Source organism: Pseudomonas sp. MF09150, from assembly GCF_059862355.1.
Genome location: NZ_JCBCUS010000005.1, coordinates 154,715 through 178,839 on the forward strand (window position 1 = coordinate 154,715; position 24,125 = coordinate 178,839).

Genomic DNA, 24,125 nt, shown 5'->3' on the forward strand with positions numbered 1-24,125 from the left:
TATTAGTGCTCATGGATCCCAATAGCGATCCAACCGCAGATAAAACTCAGTCCAGCCCAAGCACGCCAAAGTTGGGCGCAATGACTTAAAGCTGCACCACCTTAAGTGGCCGGGCTGCTGGCTTTTTCTTGCCCGCAGCCTTGGCCTTGCCTTGCTTGCCGCCATTGCACTCAACCGTGGTACTCCAGCCAGATTGGGTGAACAACTGCTCGACCGAATCCACCAGGTAGTCGCCATCGAGTCCGACCTTGAAGCCCTGGGCACTGATGATTCGCTCGGCAAACAGATCGGTACGCCCGGGCATATCCAGGCGCAAACTGGCGGTGCTGCGGTTGAAGGCCGCCAAACGCGCTTTGGCAGCCTGCTCGGCGGCCTGTTTGTTCGGATACAGATGCCGATCGGTATTCACCGTCGGCACGCCTGGCGCTGCATGCTCATTACCCAGGTCGATGACTTTGAGCGTTCCACTCTTTTTGTCCTGATGCCGGGTCTGCACCGCCTTGTGGGTACTGCCATCACTCAGGCGGAACTGATAGCGGCTGACATCACCACGGGTAAGGGTGACGACGCCCAGAGCCTTGCCGCTGGCGCTTTGCCCGGCTTGCCGGGGCAGTACCAGGAGCTTGCCTTCGGCCACCTTGGCGGTGCAGTCGTATTGCCTGGCCAGGCGGGTGATGAAGTTGAAATCGGACTCATTGAGTTGATCGATGCGCGGCACCTTGATGGCGAGCGGGCAGATCGGTATCCATCCGTTGCGCGCCGCCAGGTCACGCACAATCAGTTGCAGCGAGACGTTCTCCCAACTGCCACTGCGCGTGGTCTTGCCGCTGCCGCGCATGTCACTGGCCTTGCCGCGAATCTCGAGGGTGTCGGGCGGTCCGTTCACCACCACCTCATCCACGGTGTAGCGCCCCAGGCGGGTCAGTTCCTGGCCGGCGTAACCGAGGAACACTTCAATGCTCGCCCCTCGCCGGGGCAGCGCCACGGCGCCGGCGCGGTCATCGATGCGCAGCTCGAATTCGTCCGACTCCATGCCGGGCTTGTCCGTGGTGCGCAGGCTCAGCAAGCGGTCGTTGATCTGCGCGGTGATGTCCCGGCCATCGGCAACAACGCGGAACCTTGGCGTCATGATCCGTACTCCAGAAAGCGCAAACCCCGTACTCGACGGGGCTTGTTGAAGGGGTTGAGGGTCAGTCCCATAGCTGGACCATGGCCTCGGCCCGAACCGGCAGTTGCGGCAGCCGGATCAAGACCCCGGCGCGAAACGGCTGGGGTTCGTCGGCCAGCCCCTGGTTGGCATCCAGCACGGCCTCGACACTGCCGTTGAGGTGGCCGTAGTACTGCTGACACAGGGTATCGAGCAGGTCCCCGTCAGACGTTCTGCAGGTCGTCGCCATAGCTTACGAACTCCAATGAAAAACCTTGTTTGCGGGGGATACCACCGGCCAGCAGGTGGCTCTGATCTTCCTCGATGCTGGTCAGGCACCAGGTGCCCAGCACTTCACCGTAGCCCGTGGTCAGGCCCAGCGGCTGCAAGCGTCGGCCGATACTGCGCAAGGTTTGCAACTGCCCGAGGCCCCCCTTGAACCCCGGAAAGATCGCGCCCTTGAGGGAAATGCGCTCTTCACCCTGGCCCACCGCCTGCTGGGCGACACTGCGGCTCAGGCGCTCCTGACCGGCCCAGCGGAACCCGGTCTGTCGGCGCAGCTCCTCAAAGGCCGCGGTGTCGACATTGAAGTAGTAAGGCTGCCCACCGGCCCCCAGCGGTTGCAGGATCAACAGGTGGGGGAAGGGCTTCACCGCTTCGGCCGCCGGTGTGGCCTGTTCGTCAAACGCGGCCGTCGGGAAAATATTGCCCAGGGCGGGGCTGATCTGCCCGCCGATGCGGTTGATCGCCGCGCCGGCCTTGGCCACCTGTTCCTGCAAGGCGCCAAGACGCTGCTGCACCTGCCCCACCACCGTCACCGCCTGGCTGTACTTGGCCGCCACTTCACCGACGACCGACTGCGCGGCGCTGATACCGCGCATCGTGCGCTGCAACTTGGCGCCCAGGGCCGGCCCGACAAAGGGCAGGTTCTCCAACTCCAGGGCGGCGCCAGTGATATCGCTGATGGCACCGTTCATGGGCCCCAGCATCTCATCCGCACTGCGCCGCCCCGCCTCCGCTGCCGCCACCAGGGAACCAAGTCCCGATTGCAGCTGTTCCATGTAAGCCATGGGGTCTCCTTAAACGTGTGCCGCGTCGAACAGCTGGCGAGCGGCAGCCTGGCGGCTGAACTCGTCGAACTGCCAGCGCAGGTGCGGTTCCAGCTCCCGAGCCAGTTGCGCAGGGTCGCGCACATCGCCCTGGACCGAGATCGACAGGTAGGGCGCGAAGCTGAACTGCTGCTCGATGACCGGGGGGACCTGGGGTTTGAATGAATCCGGCGCAGTGATCGTGGCCAGCGCCGCGCTAGACGACGATGGACTGGCCATCGAGCGCGCCGCTTGACCCATCAGCGGGGGTGTCTGGCCTTTCTGGAAGGATTTGGCGATGTCGCCCATGACCGGCGGGATGTTCTGCCCGGCGTTGCGCATCATCAGCGGACCGGCTGCGGGCATTCTCTTGAGCGAGTCGTCGGAGCCGAACATCGCCTTGCCTGCATAGGAGCCCAGGGCGTCGCCGCCCCAGTAACCCAGAGCACCGCCAATGACGACACCTGCAGCGCCGCCAAAGGCGGTGCCTAGTCCTGGTATGACAGAGCCAATGGCAGCCCCGGCAGCAGCCCCCATTTTGGCCCCGACCAAAGCGCCTGCTAACCCACCCGCCGCGCCGCCATAACCTTCAGCCTTCTCGTCGCGGGTCTTGGCGTTCTGGTAGGTATCTGCCACCTGAATACCGGCATCTAGCACCGAAAAGAATGAGCCACCCAGCTTGGGTGGTTTTATCTTCCTGAACGTTGACCCTACCCAGTTCAGCGCCGTGCGCCCCATGCCCAGCGCACCATTGGCAACGCTGCCTATACGAGCTGGACTGAATGCACCTTTCAGTGTCTGGAAAACCCTACTGAACCTGCCGGGCTTGGCCTTCGCGCCACCTGGGCGCTTTCGACCCTTGTTGCCCTTCTTTTCCCGGCCGCCGTCGAGGTCGTAATCGCCCGCCCCCATTCCCAGTGCGTTGGTGACAAATACCCGCTGTACAAACTTGGGATCAATCTTCAGCCCGCCTCGGAAAACATTCAGCAGGCCCTTGCCCATGCTGTAGACGGCCATCAGCTTTTTCACCGCGACATAGGCGGCGCCCAGGGCGGTCACTCCCAACACCAAGGACGGAGTCGTCTCCGCCAATTGAGTCAGCTTGCCGACTACCAGGGTCAGGCCCTTGGCCACCAGATCAGTGGCCGGGCGCAGGGCCTCTCCCACGGCACGCATGCCATCGTCGACCGCCTGCGCGGTTTCAGCCCAAAGCTGCTTGGAGGCTTGCCGACGCTCGGCCAGGTTCCTATCAAGAACGCCCGAAGCACTCAACGAATCCTTCTTCACTTGCTCGTACTGCTGCCGGCCCTGGGTCTGAGCCAGCAAGGCCGCCTTGATCTGCATATCGGTGAACAGGTCGCCGGTGCGCAGAGACTCTTCCAGTGCCTCGAGCATGGCCTTGGCCTTCGCCGGGTCCGTTTCCTTGCTGATCTGCGCCTGGGCCTCGGCCATCTTCGCCGCCTTGGCCGGGTCGATGGCCCTGACGTAGCGCATGGCCAAAGCAAAGCTCGCCTCCAGGCTCGACATGCCCTTCTGGATACCAGTGTTCAGCGAAGCCTGGTAATCAATACCGGCGTCTTCGTAGGCTTTGACCGCCTCACTGGAGCCGATTTTCCCTATCCAGTTCTGCAACTGGCCGGCGGCCTCATCGGGACTTGCGGCGGTGTTCATCTGCACCTGCAGCATCGAGCCCAGTTGACTCACCGCATCCATACCGGTGAGCCCCTCCCCCTTCGCGCTCTTGAGCAGGGTCGGCAGCAAGCGCGCCATGTCGGCGGCTTCGAAATTGCCCGCCTGCCCCTGCTGGGCGATGGCCTCCAGGGCCTGCTCCATGACCTTGGGATCGCTGATCCCGGCTTGCAGCTCCAGAGCTCGCATCAGCTTCGCAGTATCTTCGACACCTGCGCCCTGGCCCACCGCAAACTTGGCCGCCAGCGCGGCATAGCCCTGGGCCTTGTCCAGCGACATACCGCTGGCAGCCATCTGCCCCACCAGAGCGGCCACCTCGTTGCGGGCCATCCCCGTGTCCCGTGACGTCTGAATGACGGTGCGGCTCAACTGCGCTTCCTGAGGCTGATTGGCCACACCGGCCTTGATCGCGATATCACGGATCAGTGCCTGATAGTCGGCACTGACCTTGACCGGGATGGCCAGCTTGCCGACCCCGTCCTTGGCCAAGCCATAAGCCGCCTTGAAGTCGGCCTTGCCCTGGCCGATCTGCTGCAGCCCTCGGGCCTGCAAAGCCGAGCCCCGAGCCACATTACCCAGCGCCTGGTACTCCTGGCGCAGTTTGTGGACCTGAACACCCTGCTGGCGCAGGCCATCACGGCTCTCTTCCAACCGGCGCAACAGTCCGGCGGCGGAAGCGGCGCCGGTGTCATGGGCCTTTTTCCATTCATCCTGCAGACGCAGGGTCTGGCCGATGGCCTTTTCCAGCACCCCGGCCTTGTTGCCCTGTGCCTCCAGCTTCTTGATCCGGTCTTCCACCGTCTTGAAGGCGGCGTCCCACGTCGAACTGAGGGCCGTACCAATCACCACCAGCCCTGATTCCAGTTTGCTCGCCATCTGCCTCTCCTGCTCCTTGGGTGACGGGCTCAATCCGTGAGCCACCAGACCATGTCGGAAAACCTCATGGTCATGATTTCCTCGGCGGCGAAATGCAGCTCGCTGGCGAGCCGCTTCGCTGCCATTTTCATCACCTTCGGATCAAAGCTCGTCGTCTTGCACCAGGCGAAAATAGCCGGCCTGCAGGCGCTGGTAATCCTTGAGCGCCATGCCCTCCAGGTCCTTGGCGCTGATTTGCGCGAGGCTGGCAAACAGCATCAGCTCGCGCTGTTCATCATCGCCGGCAGCCCCGGCATTGGCCGCACGCACATCGCGCACGGTTGGAGCGCGCAAGGTGACCTTGTCGCAGACCACCCCGTTCATCTCCACCGGTTTGCTAAGGCTGATCACGACGTTTTCCGCGCTCAGGGTCATCCACACCGGGGTCTTGTTGCTTGCTTGAGACATGCTGGTGGTTTCCTTACAGGCCCAGGGCCGAACGTTGCGCGGCCAGTTGGTCGACGCCATTGATCACGCGCTTCATGCCCAAGGCATCGATTTCGTAGATCAGGCGACCGTCGACTTCGAGCTTGTAGTAGGTCAGCGCCACGTTGTGCTTGATCTCGGCCTTGTCGCCGGACTTCCAATCGCCCATGTCGACTTCCTTGAGCAGGCCACGCAGGGTCACGATCACCGGGGTGACCTTGCCCTTGAGGCCCTTGAAGGCACCACGGAACACACCGCTGAAACCGGTGCCGTCCGCCAGGCCGAACAGCTTCAGCGACTCACGGCGCACCCCGGTGGTGGTGAAGCCGGCTTCCTGTTTTTCCATGCCCATGTCCAGCTCCACCGGCACATCCATGCCGCCGACACGATGCTCCTCGGTCTTGAGGGTCAACTTGGGCAGGGTCAGGCTCGGCACGTCGCCTTGAAAGCTGATGCCATCGACGAACAGGTTCATGTTCGCCAGGGTTTCGGGAATCATTGCCATTGCTGCTGCTCCTTAAGCGGCTTGATCGAGGACTTCGGTCAACCACTGGTTGGTGACCTCGACTCGGAAGTTCGGGTTTTCGGCGGGCGGTACGTCGGTGAAACGGATGTTCCAGTACACCTTGCCCTGCTCCAGCTGGCTGGCCGTGTTGAGCTCGGTGTCGGCGTAGACCTCGAAATTGATGATCGCGCCCTGGTTTTTCAGATCACGCATAAACGCCTGCAGGCCCTCGGTGACGTCCTTGACATAGGTCGCCGTGATCGAGCGGTCGACCGCCCACTTGTGGCCGAAGAGGATGGCGTCCATGACGATGTCCATGGTCCGCACCCGAGTGACAAACGCCCACTTCGGATCGCTCGACAGCGTGCGGTTACCCCACAGACGGAAGCCGTCGTCGCGGATGACGGTGGTGATGTTGGCGTTGTTCAGCAGGTTGGCGCGGCAGGTTTCATCGCCGTCCAGGAACTCGATGGAGCGCGAGGTGCCGGTGATGCCGACAAACTCCTTGTTCGATGGCGAAGCCCAGAAGCCGTATTCGTTGTCGGTCCAGGCAAACAGGCCGGCGACCCAGGCCGAGGCCGGCGCGTCGACCGTGGCGCTGGCGCCGTTGTCCCAGTACTGAACACCCGGATCGACCATGTAGGCGCGCTTGGCGCCAAAATTCTTGGCGTACTCCATGGCCGCTTCGTCGGTGCTGTTCGGGCCGTCGATGATCGCCAGGCCACGCAGCTTGTCGGCCAGGGCGACCAGCGCGGTGCCGACCGCCTGGGTCGAACTGTGTTTGGGGGTGACCAGCAAACGCGGCTGGGCATTGAAACGGCTCTTGCCATCCAGCAGCGCCTGCAAACCGGTGCGCTTACCGTCGGCCAGCACCCCACCGATGATCGCCGAAGTCTGCTCCGCCGCCTCAGCCACCTTGGCCACGCCGCAGGCAACGATCACCGCCTTGGCGCGCTGATAGATGGCCTGGCAGGCCTTGGTGATGGCCGCATCCGGGCCCCAGGCCGCGATGGCCTCGCGCTCGTTGGTGATCAGCAGCAGGTCGTTAGCCTTGGCCGTGAAGGCCGGGGCTTCGGTGAAGGTGTCCACCAGGCCGATGATCGAGGACGTCGGCAGCGAGATGGTGCGTGCGCCGGTATCGACGTTGGTGACAGTAACGCCGTGGAAAAAACCACTCATGGATAAACTCCAGACATGAAAAAGCCCCGGGTAAAGGGGGCTGTAAGGGATGTTGGGTTAAGGGGAAGCGGGAAAGAAAACGCCCCGGCGGTGCGGGGCGTTTATTGGGTTTGTTCGGCGATCCAGGATGGGGCCACTGGGCGGTGTTCGGCCTGTGGAAAGTCCGGGGATTGCGGCCAGTCGCGCAGGGCCTGCATGCACACCAACAGCTCTTTGAACTGTTCCGCCGTAAGCGTGGTTTCCACCTCGATCTCCAGTTGGTCGCGGTGACGCTCGCGCAGCCAGACAGCTGATGCAAGCTCACCATCGCGCCAGGCTCGTTCCGCTTCTATCAATTGTTCATGAGAAGGCGGGCCAGGATCGACAGCAATCGGAAATCCTCGCTCGTCCGGCACGATGACTTTTAACTCACGTTGAGCGGCAAGAAGCGACACTAGGGCCTCACGCGTAATCTCAACCGCGTCCGACGGCATGCTCTTGCCGTTTACAGCAGACGTGTAAAAGCTGTGCGCTGTTGCCGAGTAGAAATGTCCCATCAGTACCCCCATGCCCACCAGAAATCGGTTTCTGTAATTGTTCCGCCTGAATGCCGGAAAGTGGCGCTCGAATTGGTATGCGGAATGTTTTGACTGAGCGTCAACGCATACGCCCCCGTGCCGTCCGTGACACGTTGCGCAGAAATAAAAACAGCGCGAGATGGGAATGCAGTCGGAAAAAGCACAGTGGCGGAGTTGCCGTTGATCGAGAATCGACCCCACTGCAAGATAAATCCGCCTAGCCAAGTCGGGAGCGCAACATAGCCGTCAGTACCGAACATGCATGAAAAACCAAGGCGCTGTTTTTTTGGAGTGACGATTGTCGCGTCATTCGTGCCAGCGTTGATCTGCACGTCAGTTGCGATTTTCGCCGTACCTTGATTTGCCTCTGTCGCCTGAGCAGCAAGCGGGGCCAGCGCCGCAACGTCGATGTTTCCCTGATTGACGGGTGTGTTCCAAGCCTTGATGCACCACATGACCGCCAAGTTGCGCGGGCGGGTTTCCGATCCAACACGAGGCACGCCGTTCACGCCGTCACTGACGAAAGCGCCCGTTAAGTTACGTGGTCTTGTGCCCGGAGCGACTGAGCCCAACGGCGGGCCGTACGCTGGATCACCAGCGCCGCCATCATCGTTACCCCAGGATGTGCCAGCCTTAGTTCGCAGCGTCTCCAGGCGGAAGCCTTGCAGACTATCGAGCTGCATAGAGCCAATTGCGCGCCCGGCATCCACCCCACGCCCATGGTCCCAGCCCCGAAAGAACTCACCCCGAGAGTCTGGCAGTCGGAAGCTGCCCGCGCCTTCATCGCCCTTGTTGAAGGTGGTCCCGAGGTACGCCGCCAGGTCAGGGAAGGCAGCAACGCTCTTCACGCTGCCATCAACTTCAAGGAAGCCCGGCGGAATCGCGCCCTTGGGAAACGCCACCATCGAGCCCACCGGCAACGACGACGCCTGCGCCACGATGGATTCGATCTCAGCCTTGGTATAGGTGTCGGTGATGCCATGACCGGCCAGGGTGGTCGGGTTGGTACCCGCGATTACCCGGCCGTTCTTGTCGACCGTGACATTGGCATACGAACCCGCGCTGACGCCGCTCCGGCCCACGGCCATTTCAAAGTCCAGCGCCGTGCTGCCCAGGGTGATCGGCCCATCCGTAACCAACTGCCAAACACTGTCGCCATTGACCGTGCCCTTCTCGATGCTGACAAACAGACCCGGGGTCACTTCCAGGCTGCTGTCGGCATCCTGCGCCCGTTTCCAGACGCCGGTCGCCGACACCACGTACAGGCCGTTGTCCTTGGCCTGGGTCTGGTTCTTCACCAGCACCCGGGCATCGGCCGGCAGCAGCACCTCGTCGATGGTCAGGATCCCGCTCAACGCGATGTTGGCCGTGGTAGCCACCAGCGCTGAGTGCTTGAAGTCCATCTTGGCCAGGGCTTCGATCACTGCATTGTCGACGTACTCACGGGTCGCCAGGACCACCGCCGGATCGATCTTAAGCACGACCTGCGCGGTATTGGCCACGATGAAGTTCATGCGGATGACCTGGGTCTTGCCAGTGCCCTGGGCCAGCAGAGGCTTGAAGCTTGGCGCGCAGTTGGCCACCGCCACCAGGTCGCCGTCGGCATCGAACAGGCCGATTTCACGGATCCAGCGTCCACCGACATCGGGCGGGATTACCTGCTCGGTGATAATGACATTGGGATTCGCCGGATCAGTACGTACCTGATTCACCGGTGCGCGGCGCCATTCGTTGATCAGCTTGGTCTGGGTCTTGCTGGGGATGGGGTCGCTGCCGTTGGCATCCCCTACTGCCATCTCCTTGAAGGTCCAGGGCGTGCCCAGGGCGGTGGCGTTGGCCTGTTTCGCCTCGCCCACTGCTGTGAGGATGGCGAAGAACTGACTGTTGGAATCGATCATGAGTACACATCCAGGGTGTCTGTTTCATCAATGCACATGACCTGGCCGTATCGACCGGTCACATCAATATCACGGGGTGCCGGGGGGTAAACGTCGAGCACTTCGCCCTGGTCCACATAGGCGCCGTAGCCGATCACCCCGGAGGTTTCCAGGCTGATGGCCAGCCCGGTCATGTGCCGGCTCACGGGCCTGGCGTCGTCGATCAGCCGGGTCAGCTCCTGGTACATCTCCTCGGTGATACCGGTATCCAGCACCCCGACTTTCAGGGCAAAGGTGGCGGGCTCACCCCGGGGGACCATCTGCCACCATTCGACCACTTCGATCAGGTAACCCAGGGGCTCCACGACCCGGCGCAGCGCACCGATGGTGCCCTTGCGGGCATGGATGAAGAGCGAAGCGCGAATGGCGTTGCGCTTGACCGTTTCGCTCCAGCGCGGGTCCCAGCGGTCCACCGACCAGGCCCAGGCCAGTTGGGGCAGCAGGTGCACCGGACAGGTCGAGGGGTTGTACAGGGTGCGCAACATGGTGGCGGTGTCGCCGGTGTTGGTCGCCTCGAGGGCGCGCTCCAAAAGGGTGCTATTGCTTGGCAGCAGGCTGGTCATATCAGCTCCCCAAGGTGACGCTGTAGCCAGTGCAATACGCAGCCTGGGCCTTGCTCGGAGCGATGTCCTGCCAACCGCGCAGGTCGACCCGGGCCACGCCGGCCACATGCAGCTGGGCATCGATGGCAGAACGCGCCACCTCGATACCCAGTCGCCGGCGTGGGTTGACCCAGGCGGCCAGCCTGCGCTCGGCCTCGGCCAGGGCCGCATCACTTTCAGGCCCGGGGCCTTTCATGTGCAGCACCGCGTCGATGCGATACGGCAGGACCTGGGCACTGTTCACCGTGACCCGATCTCCCAGGGGGCGCACGTCCTCATCATTGAGGGCCGCGGCAACCGTCGCCAGCAGCTCAGGCGCCGCGGCGCCGTCGCCCTCAAGGCCCAGCACCGTAACCGTGACACAGGCCGGTGACGGGCTTTCGGCCTCGGCATCGGCCACCAGGGCCGACGCATTACGGGCATGCAGGATGTAGCTGTTACGCGGCCCAGCGGTGGTCAGCCCTTCGTAGGCCAGTTGGGCACGTTCGCGCAGTGCGTCATCGGCTTCCTTGATCTCCTCCACCGGCGGCACCGCTTGCGGGTCGCCGGCCTGGATCACCAGGCGTTGCAGATTGACGTTGGCAGCCAGCTGATCCAGATCCGTGCCCTTGGCATGGGCCAGCAGCAGCGCCTTGGCCGCATCGTTGACCCGGGCTCGCAACAGCATGTCGCCGTAAGCGGACAGCTCCAGGTGTTTGGTGACGGGGTCGCTTTCCAGGTTGGCCGTCCAGTTGTCGCCCATGTAGCGGCGAAAGGTCGCCAGCTTGTCCTGATACAGCGCTTCAAAATCCAGGGCTTCCAGCACCTGGGGCGCCGGCAGCGCCGACAAATCCAGCATGCTCATGCCGTCACCTCCAAAACCGCGTTGTTGCCCAGGTACTGGCCCGTCAGTTGGAAACTGACCTGGCCCTCCACCACCGCTACCACTCGCACCCGCTCCAGCTTCAGCCGTGGCTCCCAACGCAACAGCGCCCGTGCCACCTCGGCCTGCACCGCGCTTTTCCAGCCGCCGGTTACCGGCAGGTCGACGTAACGGCGCAGGTTGCTGCCGTATTCAGGTCGCATCCGCCGGCTGCCCAAAGGGGTGGTCAGGATGTCCTCGATGGACTGCCGCAAATGCTCGATGCCGGACAGCGGCTGGCCAGTACGGCGATCCATTCCGATCATCGTGTTACTCCTGCGGCTGAAAGTCCGGATGCTGCTGCAGATAGTCCCGGGCAAGGCTGTCGCCCGCCGGCACCGATACCGTTCCCTGGACCACCGCCAACTCGCGGCCATCCGCCAGGATCAGAATGCGGGAGGTGTAGAGAGTGTCGCGAAATACCGCAGCGCCAGTAACGGCCGAGCGGTCGAGCTTTTTTTTCGGAATTGCCATGCTTTTCTCCGGGTACAAAAAATCCGCACTCGGCGGATTGATCAGGTTTATCTAGGCCATGGGTAGGCTGGCCGACGTTGATCGGCAAAGCGTCACTGAGGCGTTGCGGTTGATCCAGGGCCGGGCATCACGCCCACGTGGACATGGGTCGAACCGACATTCACGCCGTTGTGCTTCAGGCTGGCGCCGTTGATTTGCACATCGCCATTGAGGGTGATTGCCCCGGTCAATGTGATGCTGTCAGCCGTGCCCGTAATGGCGCTGTCCGTGACCAACGCCGAACTGGCGCCGACCTGGATTGCCACCGTGCCGCTGGGCAGGCTGATGCTGTAGCGCTTGGCCTGCCAGTCGTAGACCAGCGAGCCGCCATCATCGAAACGCCAGACTTCGACATGATCGCGGTTGTCTGGTTGAGCACCGGCATCACCGTACAGGCCCGGTACAAACGTGCCCTGCGCCGGCTCGCCGCTGGGGCTGATCAGGACGCCCTGCTCACCCAGGCTCGGCGCCCGCCAGTGACGGGCCTTGCCGGCGGCCTGGCTATGCCAGCGCACCCAGGCACTGGTCCAGCCGGCACCATCGCAAACTCGCACCAGGCCGGCAGCCAGGTCCACACCGATCACGCTGCACGGGAGAATCAAGCCGGCAATCATGCGGTCGTGGGTTGCAGATACGTAACTCACGCCATGTGCTCCGGTGACTGATAGTCAGCCTCGTGACCTGGGCCGGTATCGGGACTGAAGCCCAGTACCAGCGTGCCTGATGGCTGATTCGGCCATGGCCATTGCTCCTGGCCAAGGTAGATAAGCTGCTGCCAGCGCACAATCCACTCGGCTCTGTAAGCCGGCTCCGAGACTATATCCGCAGGTTTTGCCGAGACTGCCGTTGCGCCTTCGACAAAATCGAGGTCCCACTGCTGGCAACGCAGAAGCTCGATCAACTGAGCCGCCAGAATGGCCGCCTGCAAAGGCGCCTGCACAAGATTGGCATCCACTCGCACCCGCGTCTCGAGAGTGGCCTGCATACAACTGCGGCCGTCGCCCGGGTCGGTGCCCTGGTCCAGGCCGGTAATTGCAAGGTAGAGCGCCGGCTCAGTGGCGTCCTCAAGCACCTTGGGCAAGGCCTCGACCGTATGCAGCTGCGGCATCGCCAACTTGATCGTGGCCATGATGGCGTCTTGTAGCTGGGTCAGTTCGTTCATTGTCGTGTTCCAGAAGAAGGTCGACGCTGCCACGCCTGTGGGTCCATGGTCGGCAGACCTTGTTTGAGGGCCAATGCTGATCAGGGAATCAAGGCTGATCAGAGTGAGAGTCCCGCGGTGGCACCTCGCACACCCCAATCCGCTTGGCCGCCCAACGTTCATAAAGGCCGATGGCGACATCGGCGCCGGCCATGGCGGTCAGGCAGCCGAGTGCGCAGGCGGTCCAGATCGACACGCCGACCCCGTACAGCAGCATGATCGCCGAGACGCCGCAGACCACGCAGGCGCCGGAGCGCAGGGCCAGTCGTCGCACCAGCAGCCAGCCGCGAGCGCCCTCCTTGTCAGCGCGCCACATCTCGCCGGACACGCCACCCACCAGGGCGAGGACGATGACCAGCCAGATCGGCATGTCCAGCAACGCTTGTTGCTCGTTTGTCATGTCTTGCCTCCAGTGCGGGAAAAGCCAATTCATTGGCCGGAAAAATAATGCGGGTGCTGCTGTGAGCCTGTATCGCCAAGGGGCATACAGTTAGGCAGGCATTCCAAAAAGCCCGGTTGCCCAGGCTTTTCAGTAATGCGGTCCTTCTGATCTTTCGGCGCTACTGGCGCGGTACGGATCCATTTAAATTGTTCCTCCGACCGCGACCCTGTCCGCCGGATAACTGCTTCTGGTGCTTTACGCTGCACACCCGGGTCAGTTGCCAACCCTCTGAACCGTTGAGGCCGGTTCATCGCTGCCTTTGCTTTGCCACTAAAGAGCGGTGTTGCTCGCCGTTGTTGAGCGGCTTGAGACAAAGAATATGCATGTATGCATATACAGTCAATGCATAAATGCATTTATTTATGCGCAATAAATGCGCGCATGCATGAAACCCTTATTGCACAAGGCTCACGGCTTTTCTGCAGGCGAAAAAAAACCCGCTCGGTGGCGGGTTTTATCTGACGGTGGTTCGGTTAGCGGGCGTACATGCCCCACCAGAAGACGTGGCCGAGGATGGTGATCTGCTCTTCCTGGATTTCCTGGAAGCTGTAGTCCTCATCCGGATGCTCGTCGCGATTGAAGCTGCGCAGGCGAATGCCGGTAGGCAGGCGATACAGCTGCTTCACCCGCAACTGGCCATTATGGTTAATCGCGTAGAGGTCGCCATCGACGATGTCGCCGATACCGCACTTGCCGGCATTGACGCCCACGGTGGCGCCGTCGCGCAGCACCGGCAGCATGCTGTTGCCGCGCACTGTGACGCACTTGGCCTGGTCAAACTGCACACCGTTATGGCGCAGGCTGCGCTTGCCAAAACGCAGGCTGGCGCGCTCGCTTTCCTCGATGACGAATCTTCCTGATCCTGCAGCCAATTCAACCTCTCGAAGAAAGGGGACCGAGACCTCGTCGTCATCGACAGGCGTATCGTCGTCCCACAGACTTATGTCCTTGAGTTCGGAATGTATCTCGTCGCCAATCGCCGCGCGGCCTGGGGCAATCTCAGCGCGCCCGCGCAGTTGATCAGTACTGACCTGGAAGTACTCGGCGATGCGCGAGATGTGCTTGTCCGACGGATCAACGATCTTGCCGCTGAGGATCCGCGAGAGTGTGGATTGAGGCACGCCGGTTCGACGGTGAAGCTCCGTAGGGGAGATTCCGTTGCGATCGAGCAGTTCTCTTAAGACGGTAGAAACATTGCGTTTTTGCATAACGCGCATATTGCTCGTTCTTTTCGCCGATGACAAATGCTGATTTGCATATTTTATGCATTCTTTTCAGAAACAACCTACGGCCTCACGCCTGCGAAGGGCCGACCGCCCATGGTAACCTTGCGCCCATCGCGGAAACGCCGGGCCGATGCCCCGCCCTTGCCCCACCACTTTCAACGAATTTGCCTACCTACCCGATGAATAAAGCACTCTCAGACTTGTCCTCCCACACACCGATGATGCAGCAGTACTGGCGCCTCAAGAACCAGCACCCTGATCAGTTGATGTTCTATCGCATGGGCGACTTCTACGAAATATTCTACGAAGACGCCAAGAAGGCCGCCAAGCTGCTCGACATCACCCTGACAGCACGCGGGCAGTCGGCGGGCCAGGCGATTCCGATGTGTGGCATTCCTTACCATGCGGCGGAAGGTTACCTGGCGAAGCTGGTCAAGCTCGGCGAGTCGGTGGTGATCTGCGAACAAGTGGGCGACCCGGCCACCAGCAAAGGTCCAGTGGACCGCCAGGTGGTGCGCATCATCACCCCGGGCACGGTCAGTGACGAGGCGTTGCTCGATGAACGCCGCGACAACCTGATCGCCGCGGTGCTGGGTGACGAGCGTCTGTTTGGCCTGGCGGTCCTGGACATTACCAGCGGCAACTTCACCGTGCTGGAGATCAAAGGCTGGGAAAACCTGTTAGCCGAACTGGAGCGGGTCAACCCGGTCGAGCTTATGATCCCGGATGACTGGCCACAGGGTTTGCCGGCAGAGAAGCGTCGTGGTGTGCGGCGTCGCGCACCTTGGGACTTCGAGCGTGACTCGGCCCACAAGAGCCTGTGCCAGCAGTTTTCGACCCAGGACCTCAAGGGCTTTGGCTGCGAGAACCTGACCCTGGCCATCGGCGCCGCCGGTTGCCTGCTCAGTTACGCCAAGGAAACCCAGCGCACCGCCCTGCCCCATCTGCGCAGCCTGCGGCACGAGCGCCTGGACGACACCGTGGTGCTGGACGGTGCGAGCCGGCGCAACCTGGAGCTGGACACCAACCTGGCCGGTGGCCGCGACAACACCCTGCAATCGGTGGTCGACCGTTGCCAGACCGCCATGGGCAGCCGCCTGCTGACTCGCTGGTTGAACCGTCCGCTGCGTGACCTCAAGGTCCTACAGGCGCGGCAGACCTCGATTACCTGCCTGCTGGATGGCTATCACTTCGAGAAGCTGCAACCGCAGCTGAAAGAGATCGGCGATATCGAGCGGATCCTCGCCCGTATCGGCCTGCGCAATGCCCGTCCGCGCGACCTGGCACGCCTGCGTGACGCATTGGCGGCGCTGCCCGAATTGCAAGTGGCGATGGCCGAACTGGAAGGCCCGCACCTCACTCAACTGGCACAGACCACCAGCACCTACCCGGAGCTCGCGGCGCTGCTGGAAAAAGCCATCATCGACAATCCACCGGCGGTCATCCGCGACGGTGGCGTACTGAAGACCGGCTACGACGTCGAGCTCGATGAACTGCAATCCTTGAGCGAGAACGCCGGGCAGTTCCTGATCGATCTCGAGGCCCGGGAAAAAGCCCGCACCGGCCTGGCCAACCTGAAGGTCGGCTACAACCGCATTCATGGCTACTTTATCGAGCTGCCAAGCAAACAGGCCGAACAGGCTCCGGCGGACTACATCCGACGCCAGACCCTCAAGGGCGCCGAGCGCTTTATCACCCCAGAGCTCAAGGAATTCGAAGACAAGGCCTTGTCCGCCAAGAGCCGGGCCCTGGCCCGCGAGAAAATGCTCTACGAGGCCCTGCTGGAGACCATGATCAGCCACCTGCCGCCCTTGCAGGACACCGCCGCGGCCCTGGCCGAGCTGGACGTGCTGAGCAACCTGGCAGAGCGTGCGCTGAACCTTGACCTGAATTGCCCGCGTTTTGTCAGCGAGCCCTGCATGCGCATCAGCCAGGGGCGCCACCCGGTGGTCGAGCAGGTGCTGAGCACGCCGTTCGTGGCCAATGACCTGAGCCTAGATGACAACACCCGCATGCTGGTGATCACCGGTCCGAACATGGGCGGTAAATCCACCTACATGCGTCAGACCGCCTTGATTGTGCTGCTGGCCCATATCGGCAGCTTCGTACCCGCCGCCAGTTGCGAGCTGTCACTGGTGGACCGGATCTTCACCCGGATCGGTTCCAGCGACGATCTGGCGGGCGGCCGCTCGACCTTCATGGTGGAAATGAGCGAAACCGCGAACATCCTGCACAACGCCACCGAACGCAGCCTGGTGCTGATGGACGAAGTGGGCCGCGGCACCAGTACCTTTGACGGTCTTTCCCTGGCCTGGGCTGCGGCAGAACGTCTCGCCCACCTGCGCGCCTACACACTGTTCGCCACCCATTACTTCGAGCTGACGGTGCTGCCGGAAAACCAGCCGCTGGTGGCCAACGTGCACCTCAATGCCACCGAGCACAACGAACGTATCGTCTTCCTGCACCACGTGCTGCCAGGGCCGGCCAGCCAGAGCTACGGCCTGGCCGTGGCCCAGCTGGCCGGGGTCCCGAGCGAGGTGATCCTGCGTGCCCGCGAGCACCTGAGCCGTCTGGAAACCACCAGCCTGCCCCATGAAGTCGCACGCCCGGCTTCGGAAAAAACGTCGGTTCCACAGCAAAGCGACATGTTCGCCAGCTTGCCTCATCCGGTGCTTGAAGACCTGGCCAAGCTCGATCTGGACGACATGACGCCACGTAGGGCATTGGAAATGCTCTATACATTGAAGACACGCATCTAACGCAGACGCCTTCAAGCTGTTAGAATCTCGCGCGGTTTGGGATGCTGCGGACTTTTAAGCCTGGTCCGCAGACTATCGCTCCCAAACCTGGCGACCCCGTCATGAAGGGGCTCCGCTGCCGCCGCCTGAGGAGAGAATTAGAAATGACCTTCGTCGTCACCGACAACTGCATCAAGTGCAAGTACACCGACTGCGTAGAAGTCTGTCCGGTGGACTGCTTTTACGAAGGCCCGAACTTCCTGGTGATTCACCCGGATGAGTGCATTGATTGCGCGCTGTGCGAGCCTGAATGCCCAGCTGTAGCCATTTTCTCCGAAGACGAAGTCCCGGACGAGATGCAGGAATTCATTCAGCTGAACGTTGAACTGGCCGAGATCTGGCCCAACATCACTGAGAAGAAAGAATCGTTGCCGGATGCCGAAGAGTGGGATGGCGTCAAAGGCAAGATCAAAGACCTCGAACGCTGATTACCGCCGCGTTCCCGAAAAGGCCCCTTGCGGGCCTTTTTTGCTTTTCAGGGAAAGAGCTTTTCTACTGTCACTTTTTTACAGGCGAAAAAAAGGGGCGGTATGACCCGCCCACATTTTTCCCTATTCCCTGTAGTCCTTTTCATCGTCCTGATGAATCGCTTCCTGCGATGTCCCTGACCATCTTCCTTGATGGCAGTGTCTATCCGTCGACACAGGGCTGATATTAAAGACTTTCAGCCGGGTAGCAACTGCTGCCGACCCTGTAAGAAGTGCCTTTACTCAACCGCCGCATAAAAATAAATCCATATATATCAATTACTTAGAAAAATACCCACACATAAAAGGGCAACTTCCAAGCCGTTAGAGCCCAAACACTTACGAAAGAGTAGGCTTTGGCTTACACGCGATTTCTAACTACTCCCATTTGGCAGTGCATCTCCTTTGCTAAAAACATTCCATAGCCCATAAAAAAGCCCCGAACAGGTCGGGGCTTTTTATCGACTGCGGCGGCCAGCGCTGTTATTGGAACAATGACTCGCTGGAAAGGCCGTTCTTCTCAAGGATTTCCCGCAGGCGTTTCAGACCTTCTACCTGAATCTGTCTGACTCGTTCCCGAGTAAGACCGATTTCGAGCCCTACGTCTTCAAGGGTGCTGCTTTCATGACCGCGCAAGCCGAAGCGCCTGATGACGACTTCACGCTGCTTGTCGGTTAACTCGGACAGCCATTGATCGATGCTCTGGGACAGGTCGTCATCCTGCAGCAGCTCGCAAGGGTCAGTTGGACGGTCGTCGGTGAGGGTGTCCAGCAAGGTTTTATCCGAATCCGGACCCAGCGAGACATCAACCGAAGAAACCCGCTCGTTCAAGCCCAGCATGCGCTTGACCTCTCCCACTGGTTTTTCCAGCAGGTTCGCGATCTCTTCGGGGGAAGGTTCATGGTCGAGCTTTTGAGTCAGCTCACGTGCGGCCCGCAGGTAGACGTTGAGTTCTTTGACCACATGAATCGGCAACCGAATGGTGCGGGTCTGATTCATGATCGCGCGTTCGATGGTCTGACGAATCCACCAGGTCGCGTAGGTCGAGAAGCGAAAACCACGCTCCGGATCGAATTTTTCCACCGCCCGGATCAGCCCGAGGTTGCCCTCTTCGATCAGGTCCAACAGTGAAAGGCCGCGGTTGACATAACGTCGGGCGATTTTCACCACAAGTCGCAAGTTGCTTTCAATCATGCGCTTGCGCCCGGCCGGGTCACCGCTCTGCGACAGTCGCGCAAAGTGGACTTCTTCTTCCGGGGAGAGCAACGGGGAAAAGCCGATCTCATTGAGGTACAGCTGCGTCGCGTCGAGCGCTCGCGTGTAATCAATGTACTTGTGTTGCTTAAGCGTTGCGGAGTGTTTGGATTTGGCGCGAACGGAAGGCGGTGCAGCCCCTTCATTATTCGACATCGAATCCATAGCGATGCCGGTCTCCATAAGGAGCACCTCATCGTCGATGTCAAACTCCGGCACTTCTTTACTGAGAGCCATTGTTATAGTCCTTTGGTGAGTTCGACCTCAAGCTCAAGCGGCGCCTTTATCCTTGGCAACGCTGGAGCCTGTTCCCTCTACGTGACGGAACAGGCTGGTAACCGATCAACGACGTGGCAAGAATTGCAGCGGATCTACAGGTTTCCCTTGTCGGCGAATCTCAAAGTGCAGTTTCACCCGGTCTGTACCAGTTGACCCCATTTCGGCAATTGTCTGTCCGACTTTGACCTGCTGCCCCTCCCGAACCAACAACCTGCGGTTATGACCGTAGGCACTGACGTAGGTATCGCTGTGTTTGATGATGACTAATTCGCCGTAGCCCCTTAAGCCACTCCCGGCGTAAACCACCGTCCCATCAGACGCAGCTAAAACAGGCTGTCCCAAATCCCCGGCGATATCAATGCCTTTATTCAAACTACCGTTTGAAGAGAATTTACCAATCAAAATACCGTTCGAAGGCCAGCCCCAGCCAGTCGGGGCGGGGCCTGCAGGCGGTAATGGCGCCGGCGCCGGCTTGCTCGCAATCGTTGGCGAGGCGCCGACAGGGCGCCGCGTGACCGTAGTTTTACTCGAAGAAGAGGCGGTTGATTGTGAACTAGTGACAACTGTCGTTGGCGCCGAACCTGTACGGCCGTCAAAACGGATCGTCTGCCCAGGGTGAATGGTGTAGGGCTCGGGAATGTTGTTGCGCGCCGCCAGTGCCTTGTAGTCCCAACCGTAACGAAAGGCGATCGAGAACAAGGTATCGCCACGCCTGACGGCATATTGCCCAGTGGTCACGGTCGGGCGCTGTGGGGCCGCATTGTTGCGGTCAACCACGCCGACGCTGCTGGATTTGGTACTGGAACAGCCGACCAACAAGGAACTCAAGACAAAGCCGATCATCAGTCGCTGAAAGCTTGTGGTACCCATACGCTGCGCAATGACCGTGAGACTCACCCGCCGCTCCCTTTGTGGTGGTGGAATATGAAAGCTGCCCGATTCGGGCATCAAGTGTCGCCAGTATAACTGGCCGCTCGCGCTTTACCGTGGGCTTGACCAAATCATTGGACGCACCACCAGGCTTGCGGGGGCACATGGCGGGTTTCTTGATTCGTCCGGCTGTAAGACACAGCCGATCAAACAGAATTCACCCCGCGTAAACAAATGCTCAGGCCAGCGGGCCATTGAGCAACGGCACAAACCGCACGGCCCCCAGCACATGCCGTGAAAAGCCCTGCTCTTCACGGACAATCAGCATCAGTTGCTGGACTTCGCCGGCGCCGACCGGGATCACCAGACGCCCGCCAGGAGCCAGTTGATCCAGTAACGCCTGGGGCACGTCGGTGGCGACAGCGGTCACGATGATGCCGTTGTAGGGCGCCAGCGCCGGCCAGCCTTCCCATCCATCGCCCCAACGGAATACCACATTGCGCAGGTTCAACTCGACCAGGCGCTCCTTGGCCCGATCCTGCAGCACCTTGATGCGCTCGACGGAAAACACGCGCTCGACCAATTGCGAAAGTACTGCCGTCTGATACCCCGACCCCGTACCAATCTCCATCACCTTGTCCAGGGGCCCGGCAGCCAGCAGCAGCTCGCTCATGCGCGCCACCATGTAGGGCTGGGAAATGGTCTGGTTGTGGCCGATCGGCAGTGCGGTGTCTTCGTAGGCTCGGTGCGCCAATGCTTCATCGACGAACAGATGGCGTGGTGTCCGCCGGATGACTTCCAGTACCTGGGCGTTGGACAGGCCTTCGTCGTACAGGCGCTGAATCAGCCGCTCGCGGGTGCGTTGGGAAGTCATTCCGATACCGCGACGCAGCAAATCGTCTTGCTCACGAGCCATCAGCGCAGCCCCTCCAGCCAGCCATCGAGGCTGTTGAATGCATCGCTGAAGGTGCGATCGAGCTGCAACGGAGTGATGGACACGTAACCCTGCATGACGGCATGGAAGTCCGTGCCCGGGCCGCCGTCTTCGGCGTCGCCGGCGGCGGCAATCCAGTAGCCGGCCTTGCCGCGCGGATCAACCACCTTCATCGGCGCCGCCGCACGTGCACGATGGCCCAGGCGAGTCAGCTGAATGCCGCGAATATGATCGAGTGGCAAGTTGGGAATATTCACGTTCAGCACTGTACGCGGCGGCAGATCCAGCGAGCCATGGGCCTCCACCAGCTTGCGCGCGAAATAGGCGGCAGTGGGCAGGTTCTCGACCTGGCGCGATGCCAGCGAAAAGGCAAAGGCCGGAAGCGCAAGGAAACGCCCCTCGAGTGCAGCCGCGACAGTGCCGGAATACAGCACGTCATCTCCCAGGTTCGCCCCCAGGTTGATCCCGGAAACCACCATGTCCGGCTCGCGCTCAAGCAGGCCATTGAGGCCAAGGTGCACGCAATCGGTCGGCGTACCGTTGATACCGATAAAGCCGTTGCTCAGGGTATGCGGATGCAGCGGACGGTCGAGCGTCAGCGAGCTGCTGGCGCCGCTTTTGTCTTGATCCGGGGCGATAACCACGCATTCGGCATAATCCGCCAGCGCAGCATGAAGCGCGGCGAGACCGGGTGCTGTTACCCCATCGTCGTTAGAAATCAGAATACGCATGAGCTGTCCGTCTGCCCTACCGGCACCAGATCGACCAGTTCGCGCACCAATACGGTGGCGAAGCATCCAGCCGGCAGGACGAATTCCAATTGCAGAATGTCAGGCTCGGGATAATGCCACGTCAACCCGCCAATGGGCAGCCGCAGGATGCGACGTTCGTGGCTCATTCCGGCTTTTATCAACCAATCGCACAGGTCAGCCTCGCGGGTAGCGACTTGCTGCTCCAGGGCATGGGTCAGACCGGCGGCGGGCGATTCGCCCTCCCCCCACTGCGGCCCGGTCGGGTGCAGGTCAAGAATCGCCAGCCTTGGATCGCTGCATTCCGCCTCACCGGCCGGGAAAAAACTGCGGCTGTCGGTGAACGCCAGCAAATCGCCGACCTGGGCACGCTGCCAGCTGCCATCGGCCACTCGCGCCGCCAGCACCTGGTTGAACACATAACTGCGGGCCGTCGAAAGCAGACGCGAGCGCACATTACGTTGCTCCGGCAACGCCTTGCGTGCCGCCCAGCCGCGGGCGTCCACCAGGTTGCCGCCGTCATGGCCGAAGCGCTGGGCACCGAAGTAATTGGGAATGCCCTGTTGCGCGATCAGTTTCAGGCGCTCGTCGATAGCGGCCTGGTCGGCCTTGAGCTGGGTCAGACGCAGGGTAAAGCCATTGGCGGCATGGGCACCGCGTTGCAGCTTGCGTTTGTGGCGGGCGGTCTTGAGGATCTTCAGGGTGTCGTTTTCCGCCGCGGCAAGATCGGGGTCGGCCTTGCCGGGCAATTGCACGCTAAACCACTGCCGGGTCAGCGCCTGGCGATCCTTGAGGCCGGCATAGCTGACGGTGCGCAAAGGCACACCCGCCGCCTTGGCAATCCGCCGGGCCGCCTCTTCGGTGTTCAGGCCACGCTTTTCCACCCACAACCACAGATGCTCGCCTTCACCCGTCAGCGGAATATCCAGCACTTCGTCGACCTGGAAATCCTCGGCGCTGGCTTTCAGCACCGCTCGGCCCAAAGCCTGGCCATAGGCCCGCGGGCCCAGCAATTCCTGTTCCGTCATGCGCGCAGCAACAAGGCGACGCTGTGCACCGCGATGCCTTCTTCGCGACCGACAAAGCCGAGTTTTTCGGTGGTGGTAGCTTTCACGTTCACTTGATCCAGTTCAACTTGCAGATCCGCGGCAATCAGCGCGCGCATCGCTTCGATATGGGGTGCCATCTTCGGCGCCTGGGCCACGATGGTGTTGTCGACATTGCCGACTTTCCAGCCTTTGCCGTGGATCAGTGCGACCACGTGACGCAGCAGCACACGGCTGTCGGCGCCCTTGAATTGCGGGTCGGTGTCCGGAAAATGCTTGCCGATATCGCCCAGCGCCGCAGCACCGAGCAAGGCATCGCTCAAGGCGTGGAGTACCACGTCACCGTCGGAATGGGCGAGCAGCCCGAAGCTGTGTGCAATTCGCACGCCGCCCAGAGTAATGAAGTCGCCTTCAGCAAAACGGTGCACATCATAGCCGTGGCCAATACGCATAAAAAAACGCCCCGATTTAGTCAGGGCGTGATTCTACCTGCTTTGTCGGACATTAGGCGCTAAGAGCACGCGCGTGATGCTGCAGGTGGTCGTCGATGAAACTGGCGATGAAGAAATAGCTGTGGTCGTAGCCCGGTTGCAAACGCAGGGTCAGCGGATGACCCGCGGCCTTTGCCGCCTGCTGCAAGGCTTCCGGCTTGAGCTGGGTCGCCAGGAAGTCATCCCGATCGCCTTGATCCACCAGCAGCGGCAGCTTCTCGCTGGCTTCGGCGATCAGCACGCTGGCATCCCACTCACGCCAGCGCGAACGCTCTTCGCCCAGGTAACGGGAGAAGGCCTTCTGGCCCCATGGGCAATCCATCGGGTTACTGATCGGCGCAAGGGCCGACACCGACAGATAGCGCCCGGGATTGCGCAAGGCGCAGACCAAGGCCCCGTGCCCGCCCATGGAGTGCCCACTGATACCGCGCTTGTGCGAGGCCGGGAAATGCGCCTCGACCAATGCCGGCAGCTCCTGCACCACGTAGTCGTGCATCCGGTAGTGCTGTGCCCAGGGCTCCTGGGTTGCATTGAGGTAGAACCCGGCACCCAGGCCGAAATCCCAGGCACCGTCGGGATCCGCCGGCACGCCGGGGCCACGGGGGCTGGTGTCCGGGGCAACGATGATCAGCCCAAGTTCTGCGGCCATGCGCATCGCGCCGGCCTTGTGCATAAAGTTTTCATCCGTGCAGGTCAGCCCGGATAACCAGTACAGCACCGGCAGCTTGCTCCCCGCCTCCGCCTGTGGCGGCAGGTATACGGCAAACACCATGTCGCAGCCCAAGACCTGGGAGTGGTGCTTGTAGCGCTTATGCCAGCCGCCAAAGCTCTTTTGACACGAAATATTTTCCAAGCTCATAGGGCCTCCAGAGGCAATTGCAGGCCATCAGCTTCAAGTGGCAAGACTGC

26 protein-coding genes are annotated in these 24,125 nt (G+C 61.3%); 2 read left to right on the plus strand and 24 right to left on the minus strand.

Annotated features, from left to right (window positions below; translation table 11 throughout):
- Positions 1–85: 85 nt before the first annotated feature.
- The 17 genes from AC19YX_RS19650 to AC19YX_RS19730 form a co-directional block, all read right to left on the minus strand.
- A complete protein-coding gene (locus AC19YX_RS19650; RefSeq protein WP_500606817.1) occupies positions 86–1,129 on the minus strand; it encodes a phage late control D family protein in 1,044 nt (347 codons plus the stop codon).
- A 61-nt stretch (positions 1,130–1,190) separates the two neighbouring features.
- A complete protein-coding gene (locus AC19YX_RS19655) occupies positions 1,191–1,397 on the minus strand; it encodes a tail protein X (protein ID WP_020296575.1) in 207 nt (68 codons plus the stop codon).
- Positions 1,372–2,217, minus strand: a complete 846-nt coding sequence (locus AC19YX_RS19660) for a phage tail protein (RefSeq protein ID WP_500606818.1) — start codon at positions 2,215–2,217, stop codon at positions 1,372–1,374. Before AC19YX_RS19660 ends, AC19YX_RS19655 begins: the two co-directional genes overlap by 26 nt.
- Positions 2,218–2,226: 9 nt before the next feature.
- On the minus strand, positions 2,227–4,800 hold the full coding sequence (locus AC19YX_RS19665) for a phage tail tape measure protein (RefSeq protein WP_500606819.1): 2,574 nt from the start codon (positions 4,798–4,800) through the stop codon (positions 2,227–2,229).
- Positions 4,801–4,941: 141 nt separating this feature from the next.
- The gene (locus AC19YX_RS19670; RefSeq protein WP_078470095.1) at positions 4,942–5,247 is read right to left on the minus strand and encodes a phage tail assembly protein; all 306 of its coding nucleotides are present in this window, start codon (positions 5,245–5,247) and stop codon (positions 4,942–4,944) included.
- 13 nt (positions 5,248–5,260) lie between these two features.
- Entirely contained in the window at positions 5,261–5,770 is a 510-nt protein-coding gene (locus tag AC19YX_RS19675; RefSeq protein ID WP_201129639.1) for a phage major tail tube protein, read from the minus strand.
- Between the two features lie 12 nt (positions 5,771–5,782).
- Entirely contained in the window at positions 5,783–6,949 is a 1,167-nt protein-coding gene (locus AC19YX_RS19680) for a phage tail sheath subtilisin-like domain-containing protein (RefSeq protein ID WP_500606820.1), read from the minus strand.
- Positions 6,950–7,050: 101 nt separating this feature from the next.
- The gene (locus tag AC19YX_RS19685) at positions 7,051–7,485 is read right to left on the minus strand and encodes a phage tail assembly chaperone (RefSeq protein WP_500606821.1); all 435 of its coding nucleotides are present in this window, start codon (positions 7,483–7,485) and stop codon (positions 7,051–7,053) included.
- Complete coding sequence (locus AC19YX_RS19690; protein ID WP_500606822.1) at positions 7,485–9,404, minus strand: phage tail-collar fiber domain-containing protein; 1,920 nt, start codon at positions 9,402–9,404, stop codon at positions 7,485–7,487. The genes AC19YX_RS19685 and AC19YX_RS19690 overlap by 1 nt, the downstream gene beginning before the upstream one ends.
- Positions 9,401–10,006 (minus strand): phage tail protein I, encoded by a 606-nt coding sequence (locus tag AC19YX_RS19695; RefSeq protein WP_078470091.1) that lies wholly within the window; start codon positions 10,004–10,006, stop codon positions 9,401–9,403. Before AC19YX_RS19695 ends, AC19YX_RS19690 begins: the two co-directional genes overlap by 4 nt.
- Before the next feature lies 1 nt (position 10,007).
- Complete coding sequence (locus AC19YX_RS19700; RefSeq protein WP_078470090.1) at positions 10,008–10,889, minus strand: baseplate assembly protein; 882 nt, start codon at positions 10,887–10,889, stop codon at positions 10,008–10,010.
- Positions 10,886–11,212 (minus strand): GPW/gp25 family protein, encoded by a 327-nt coding sequence (locus AC19YX_RS19705; protein ID WP_020296586.1) that lies wholly within the window; start codon positions 11,210–11,212, stop codon positions 10,886–10,888. The genes AC19YX_RS19700 and AC19YX_RS19705 overlap by 4 nt, the downstream gene beginning before the upstream one ends.
- Positions 11,213–11,216: 4 nt before the next feature.
- On the minus strand, positions 11,217–11,420 hold the full coding sequence (locus AC19YX_RS19710; RefSeq protein WP_500606823.1) for a hypothetical protein: 204 nt from the start codon (positions 11,418–11,420) through the stop codon (positions 11,217–11,219).
- 92 nt (positions 11,421–11,512) lie between these two features.
- On the minus strand, positions 11,513–12,103 hold the full coding sequence (locus tag AC19YX_RS19715) for a phage baseplate assembly protein V (RefSeq protein ID WP_500606824.1): 591 nt from the start codon (positions 12,101–12,103) through the stop codon (positions 11,513–11,515).
- A complete protein-coding gene (locus AC19YX_RS19720) occupies positions 12,100–12,621 on the minus strand; it encodes a hypothetical protein (protein ID WP_500606825.1) in 522 nt (173 codons plus the stop codon). Before AC19YX_RS19720 ends, AC19YX_RS19715 begins: the two co-directional genes overlap by 4 nt.
- An 88-nt stretch (positions 12,622–12,709) precedes the next feature.
- Positions 12,710–13,060 (minus strand): phage holin family protein, encoded by a 351-nt coding sequence (locus tag AC19YX_RS19725; RefSeq protein ID WP_020296590.1) that lies wholly within the window; start codon positions 13,058–13,060, stop codon positions 12,710–12,712.
- 515 nt (positions 13,061–13,575) lie between these two features.
- The gene (locus AC19YX_RS19730) at positions 13,576–14,319 is read right to left on the minus strand and encodes an XRE family transcriptional regulator (protein ID WP_078470086.1); all 744 of its coding nucleotides are present in this window, start codon (positions 14,317–14,319) and stop codon (positions 13,576–13,578) included.
- 188 nt (positions 14,320–14,507) lie between these two features.
- Between AC19YX_RS19730 and mutS the strand changes: the two genes are divergently transcribed.
- Together mutS and fdxA are read left to right on the plus strand one after the other, a co-directional pair.
- Complete coding sequence (mutS, locus tag AC19YX_RS19735; protein WP_500606826.1) at positions 14,508–17,087, plus strand: DNA mismatch repair protein MutS; 2,580 nt, start codon at positions 14,508–14,510, stop codon at positions 17,085–17,087.
- A gap of 143 nt (positions 17,088–17,230) precedes the next feature.
- Positions 17,231–17,554, plus strand: coding sequence for a ferredoxin FdxA (gene fdxA / locus AC19YX_RS19740; RefSeq protein WP_020296593.1), 324 nt, complete (start codon positions 17,231–17,233; stop codon positions 17,552–17,554).
- 522 nt (positions 17,555–18,076) lie between these two features.
- On the opposite strand, the gene rpoS is transcribed toward fdxA, so the two are convergent.
- The 7 genes from rpoS to fghA form a co-directional block, all read right to left on the minus strand.
- Positions 18,077–19,084 (minus strand): RNA polymerase sigma factor RpoS, encoded by a 1,008-nt coding sequence (rpoS, locus tag AC19YX_RS19745; RefSeq protein ID WP_020296594.1) that lies wholly within the window; start codon positions 19,082–19,084, stop codon positions 18,077–18,079.
- Positions 19,085–19,189: 105 nt separating this feature from the next.
- Positions 19,190–20,023, minus strand: coding sequence for a peptidoglycan DD-metalloendopeptidase family protein (locus AC19YX_RS19750; RefSeq protein ID WP_020296595.1), 834 nt, complete (start codon positions 20,021–20,023; stop codon positions 19,190–19,192).
- Between the two features lie 211 nt (positions 20,024–20,234).
- Complete coding sequence (locus AC19YX_RS19755; protein WP_177326767.1) at positions 20,235–20,870, minus strand: protein-L-isoaspartate(D-aspartate) O-methyltransferase; 636 nt, start codon at positions 20,868–20,870, stop codon at positions 20,235–20,237.
- Between the two features lie 41 nt (positions 20,871–20,911).
- Positions 20,912–21,661 carry a 5'/3'-nucleotidase SurE gene (gene surE / locus AC19YX_RS19760; RefSeq protein WP_078470084.1) on the minus strand — a complete coding sequence of 250 codons (750 nt, stop codon included), beginning with the start codon at positions 21,659–21,661 and terminating at the stop codon, positions 20,912–20,914.
- A complete protein-coding gene (truD, locus tag AC19YX_RS19765; protein ID WP_500606827.1) occupies positions 21,649–22,707 on the minus strand; it encodes a tRNA pseudouridine(13) synthase TruD in 1,059 nt (352 codons plus the stop codon). The genes surE and truD overlap by 13 nt, the downstream gene beginning before the upstream one ends.
- Positions 22,704–23,177: a 2-C-methyl-D-erythritol 2,4-cyclodiphosphate synthase gene (gene ispF, locus AC19YX_RS19770; RefSeq protein WP_020296599.1), complete on the minus strand. Its 474-nt coding sequence runs from the start codon at positions 23,175–23,177 to the stop codon at positions 22,704–22,706. The genes truD and ispF overlap by 4 nt, the downstream gene beginning before the upstream one ends.
- A 52-nt stretch (positions 23,178–23,229) precedes the next feature.
- On the minus strand, positions 23,230–24,075 hold the full coding sequence (fghA, locus tag AC19YX_RS19775; RefSeq protein ID WP_500606828.1) for an S-formylglutathione hydrolase: 846 nt from the start codon (positions 24,073–24,075) through the stop codon (positions 23,230–23,232).
- Positions 24,076–24,125 lie beyond the last annotated feature (50 nt).

Bases quoted from the DNA above. Each gene is read 5' to 3' on its own strand.
- AC19YX_RS19650 (WP_500606817.1), bottom strand. From the start codon at position 1,129: ATGACGCCAAGGTTCCGCGTTGTTGCCGATGGCCGGGACATCACCGCG.
- AC19YX_RS19655 (WP_020296575.1), bottom strand. From the start codon at position 1,397: ATGGCGACGACCTGCAGAACGTCTGACGGGGACCTGCTCGATACCCTG.
- AC19YX_RS19660 (WP_500606818.1), bottom strand. From the start codon at position 2,217: ATGGCTTACATGGAACAGCTGCAATCGGGACTTGGTTCCCTGGTGGCG.
- AC19YX_RS19665 (WP_500606819.1), bottom strand. From the start codon at position 4,800: ATGGCGAGCAAACTGGAATCAGGGCTGGTGGTGATTGGTACGGCCCTC.
- AC19YX_RS19670 (WP_078470095.1), bottom strand. From the start codon at position 5,247: ATGTCTCAAGCAAGCAACAAGACCCCGGTGTGGATGACCCTGAGCGCG.
- AC19YX_RS19675 (WP_201129639.1), bottom strand. From the start codon at position 5,770: ATGGCAATGATTCCCGAAACCCTGGCGAACATGAACCTGTTCGTCGAT.
- AC19YX_RS19680 (WP_500606820.1), bottom strand. From the start codon at position 6,949: ATGAGTGGTTTTTTCCACGGCGTTACTGTCACCAACGTCGATACCGGC.
- AC19YX_RS19685 (WP_500606821.1), bottom strand. From the start codon at position 7,485: ATGGGACATTTCTACTCGGCAACAGCGCACAGCTTTTACACGTCTGCT.
- AC19YX_RS19690 (WP_500606822.1), bottom strand. From the start codon at position 9,404: ATGATCGATTCCAACAGTCAGTTCTTCGCCATCCTCACAGCAGTGGGC.
- AC19YX_RS19695 (WP_078470091.1), bottom strand. From the start codon at position 10,006: ATGACCAGCCTGCTGCCAAGCAATAGCACCCTTTTGGAGCGCGCCCTC.
- AC19YX_RS19700 (WP_078470090.1), bottom strand. From the start codon at position 10,889: ATGAGCATGCTGGATTTGTCGGCGCTGCCGGCGCCCCAGGTGCTGGAA.
- AC19YX_RS19705 (WP_020296586.1), bottom strand. From the start codon at position 11,212: ATGATCGGAATGGATCGCCGTACTGGCCAGCCGCTGTCCGGCATCGAG.
- AC19YX_RS19710 (WP_500606823.1), bottom strand. From the start codon at position 11,420: ATGGCAATTCCGAAAAAAAAGCTCGACCGCTCGGCCGTTACTGGCGCT.
- AC19YX_RS19720 (WP_500606825.1), bottom strand. From the start codon at position 12,621: ATGAACGAACTGACCCAGCTACAAGACGCCATCATGGCCACGATCAAG.
- AC19YX_RS19725 (WP_020296590.1), bottom strand. From the start codon at position 13,060: ATGACAAACGAGCAACAAGCGTTGCTGGACATGCCGATCTGGCTGGTC.
- AC19YX_RS19730 (WP_078470086.1), bottom strand. From the start codon at position 14,319: ATGCGCGTTATGCAAAAACGCAATGTTTCTACCGTCTTAAGAGAACTG.
- mutS (WP_500606826.1), top strand. From the start codon at position 14,508: ATGAATAAAGCACTCTCAGACTTGTCCTCCCACACACCGATGATGCAG.
- fdxA (WP_020296593.1), top strand. From the start codon at position 17,231: ATGACCTTCGTCGTCACCGACAACTGCATCAAGTGCAAGTACACCGAC.
- rpoS (WP_020296594.1), bottom strand. From the start codon at position 19,084: ATGGCTCTCAGTAAAGAAGTGCCGGAGTTTGACATCGACGATGAGGTG.
- AC19YX_RS19755 (WP_177326767.1), bottom strand. From the start codon at position 20,870: ATGACTTCCCAACGCACCCGCGAGCGGCTGATTCAGCGCCTGTACGAC.
- surE (WP_078470084.1), bottom strand. From the start codon at position 21,661: ATGCGTATTCTGATTTCTAACGACGATGGGGTAACAGCACCCGGTCTC.
- truD (WP_500606827.1), bottom strand. From the start codon at position 22,707: ATGACGGAACAGGAATTGCTGGGCCCGCGGGCCTATGGCCAGGCTTTG.
- ispF (WP_020296599.1), bottom strand. From the start codon at position 23,177: ATGCGTATTGGCCACGGCTATGATGTGCACCGTTTTGCTGAAGGCGAC.
- fghA (WP_500606828.1), bottom strand. From the start codon at position 24,075: ATGAGCTTGGAAAATATTTCGTGTCAAAAGAGCTTTGGCGGCTGGCAT.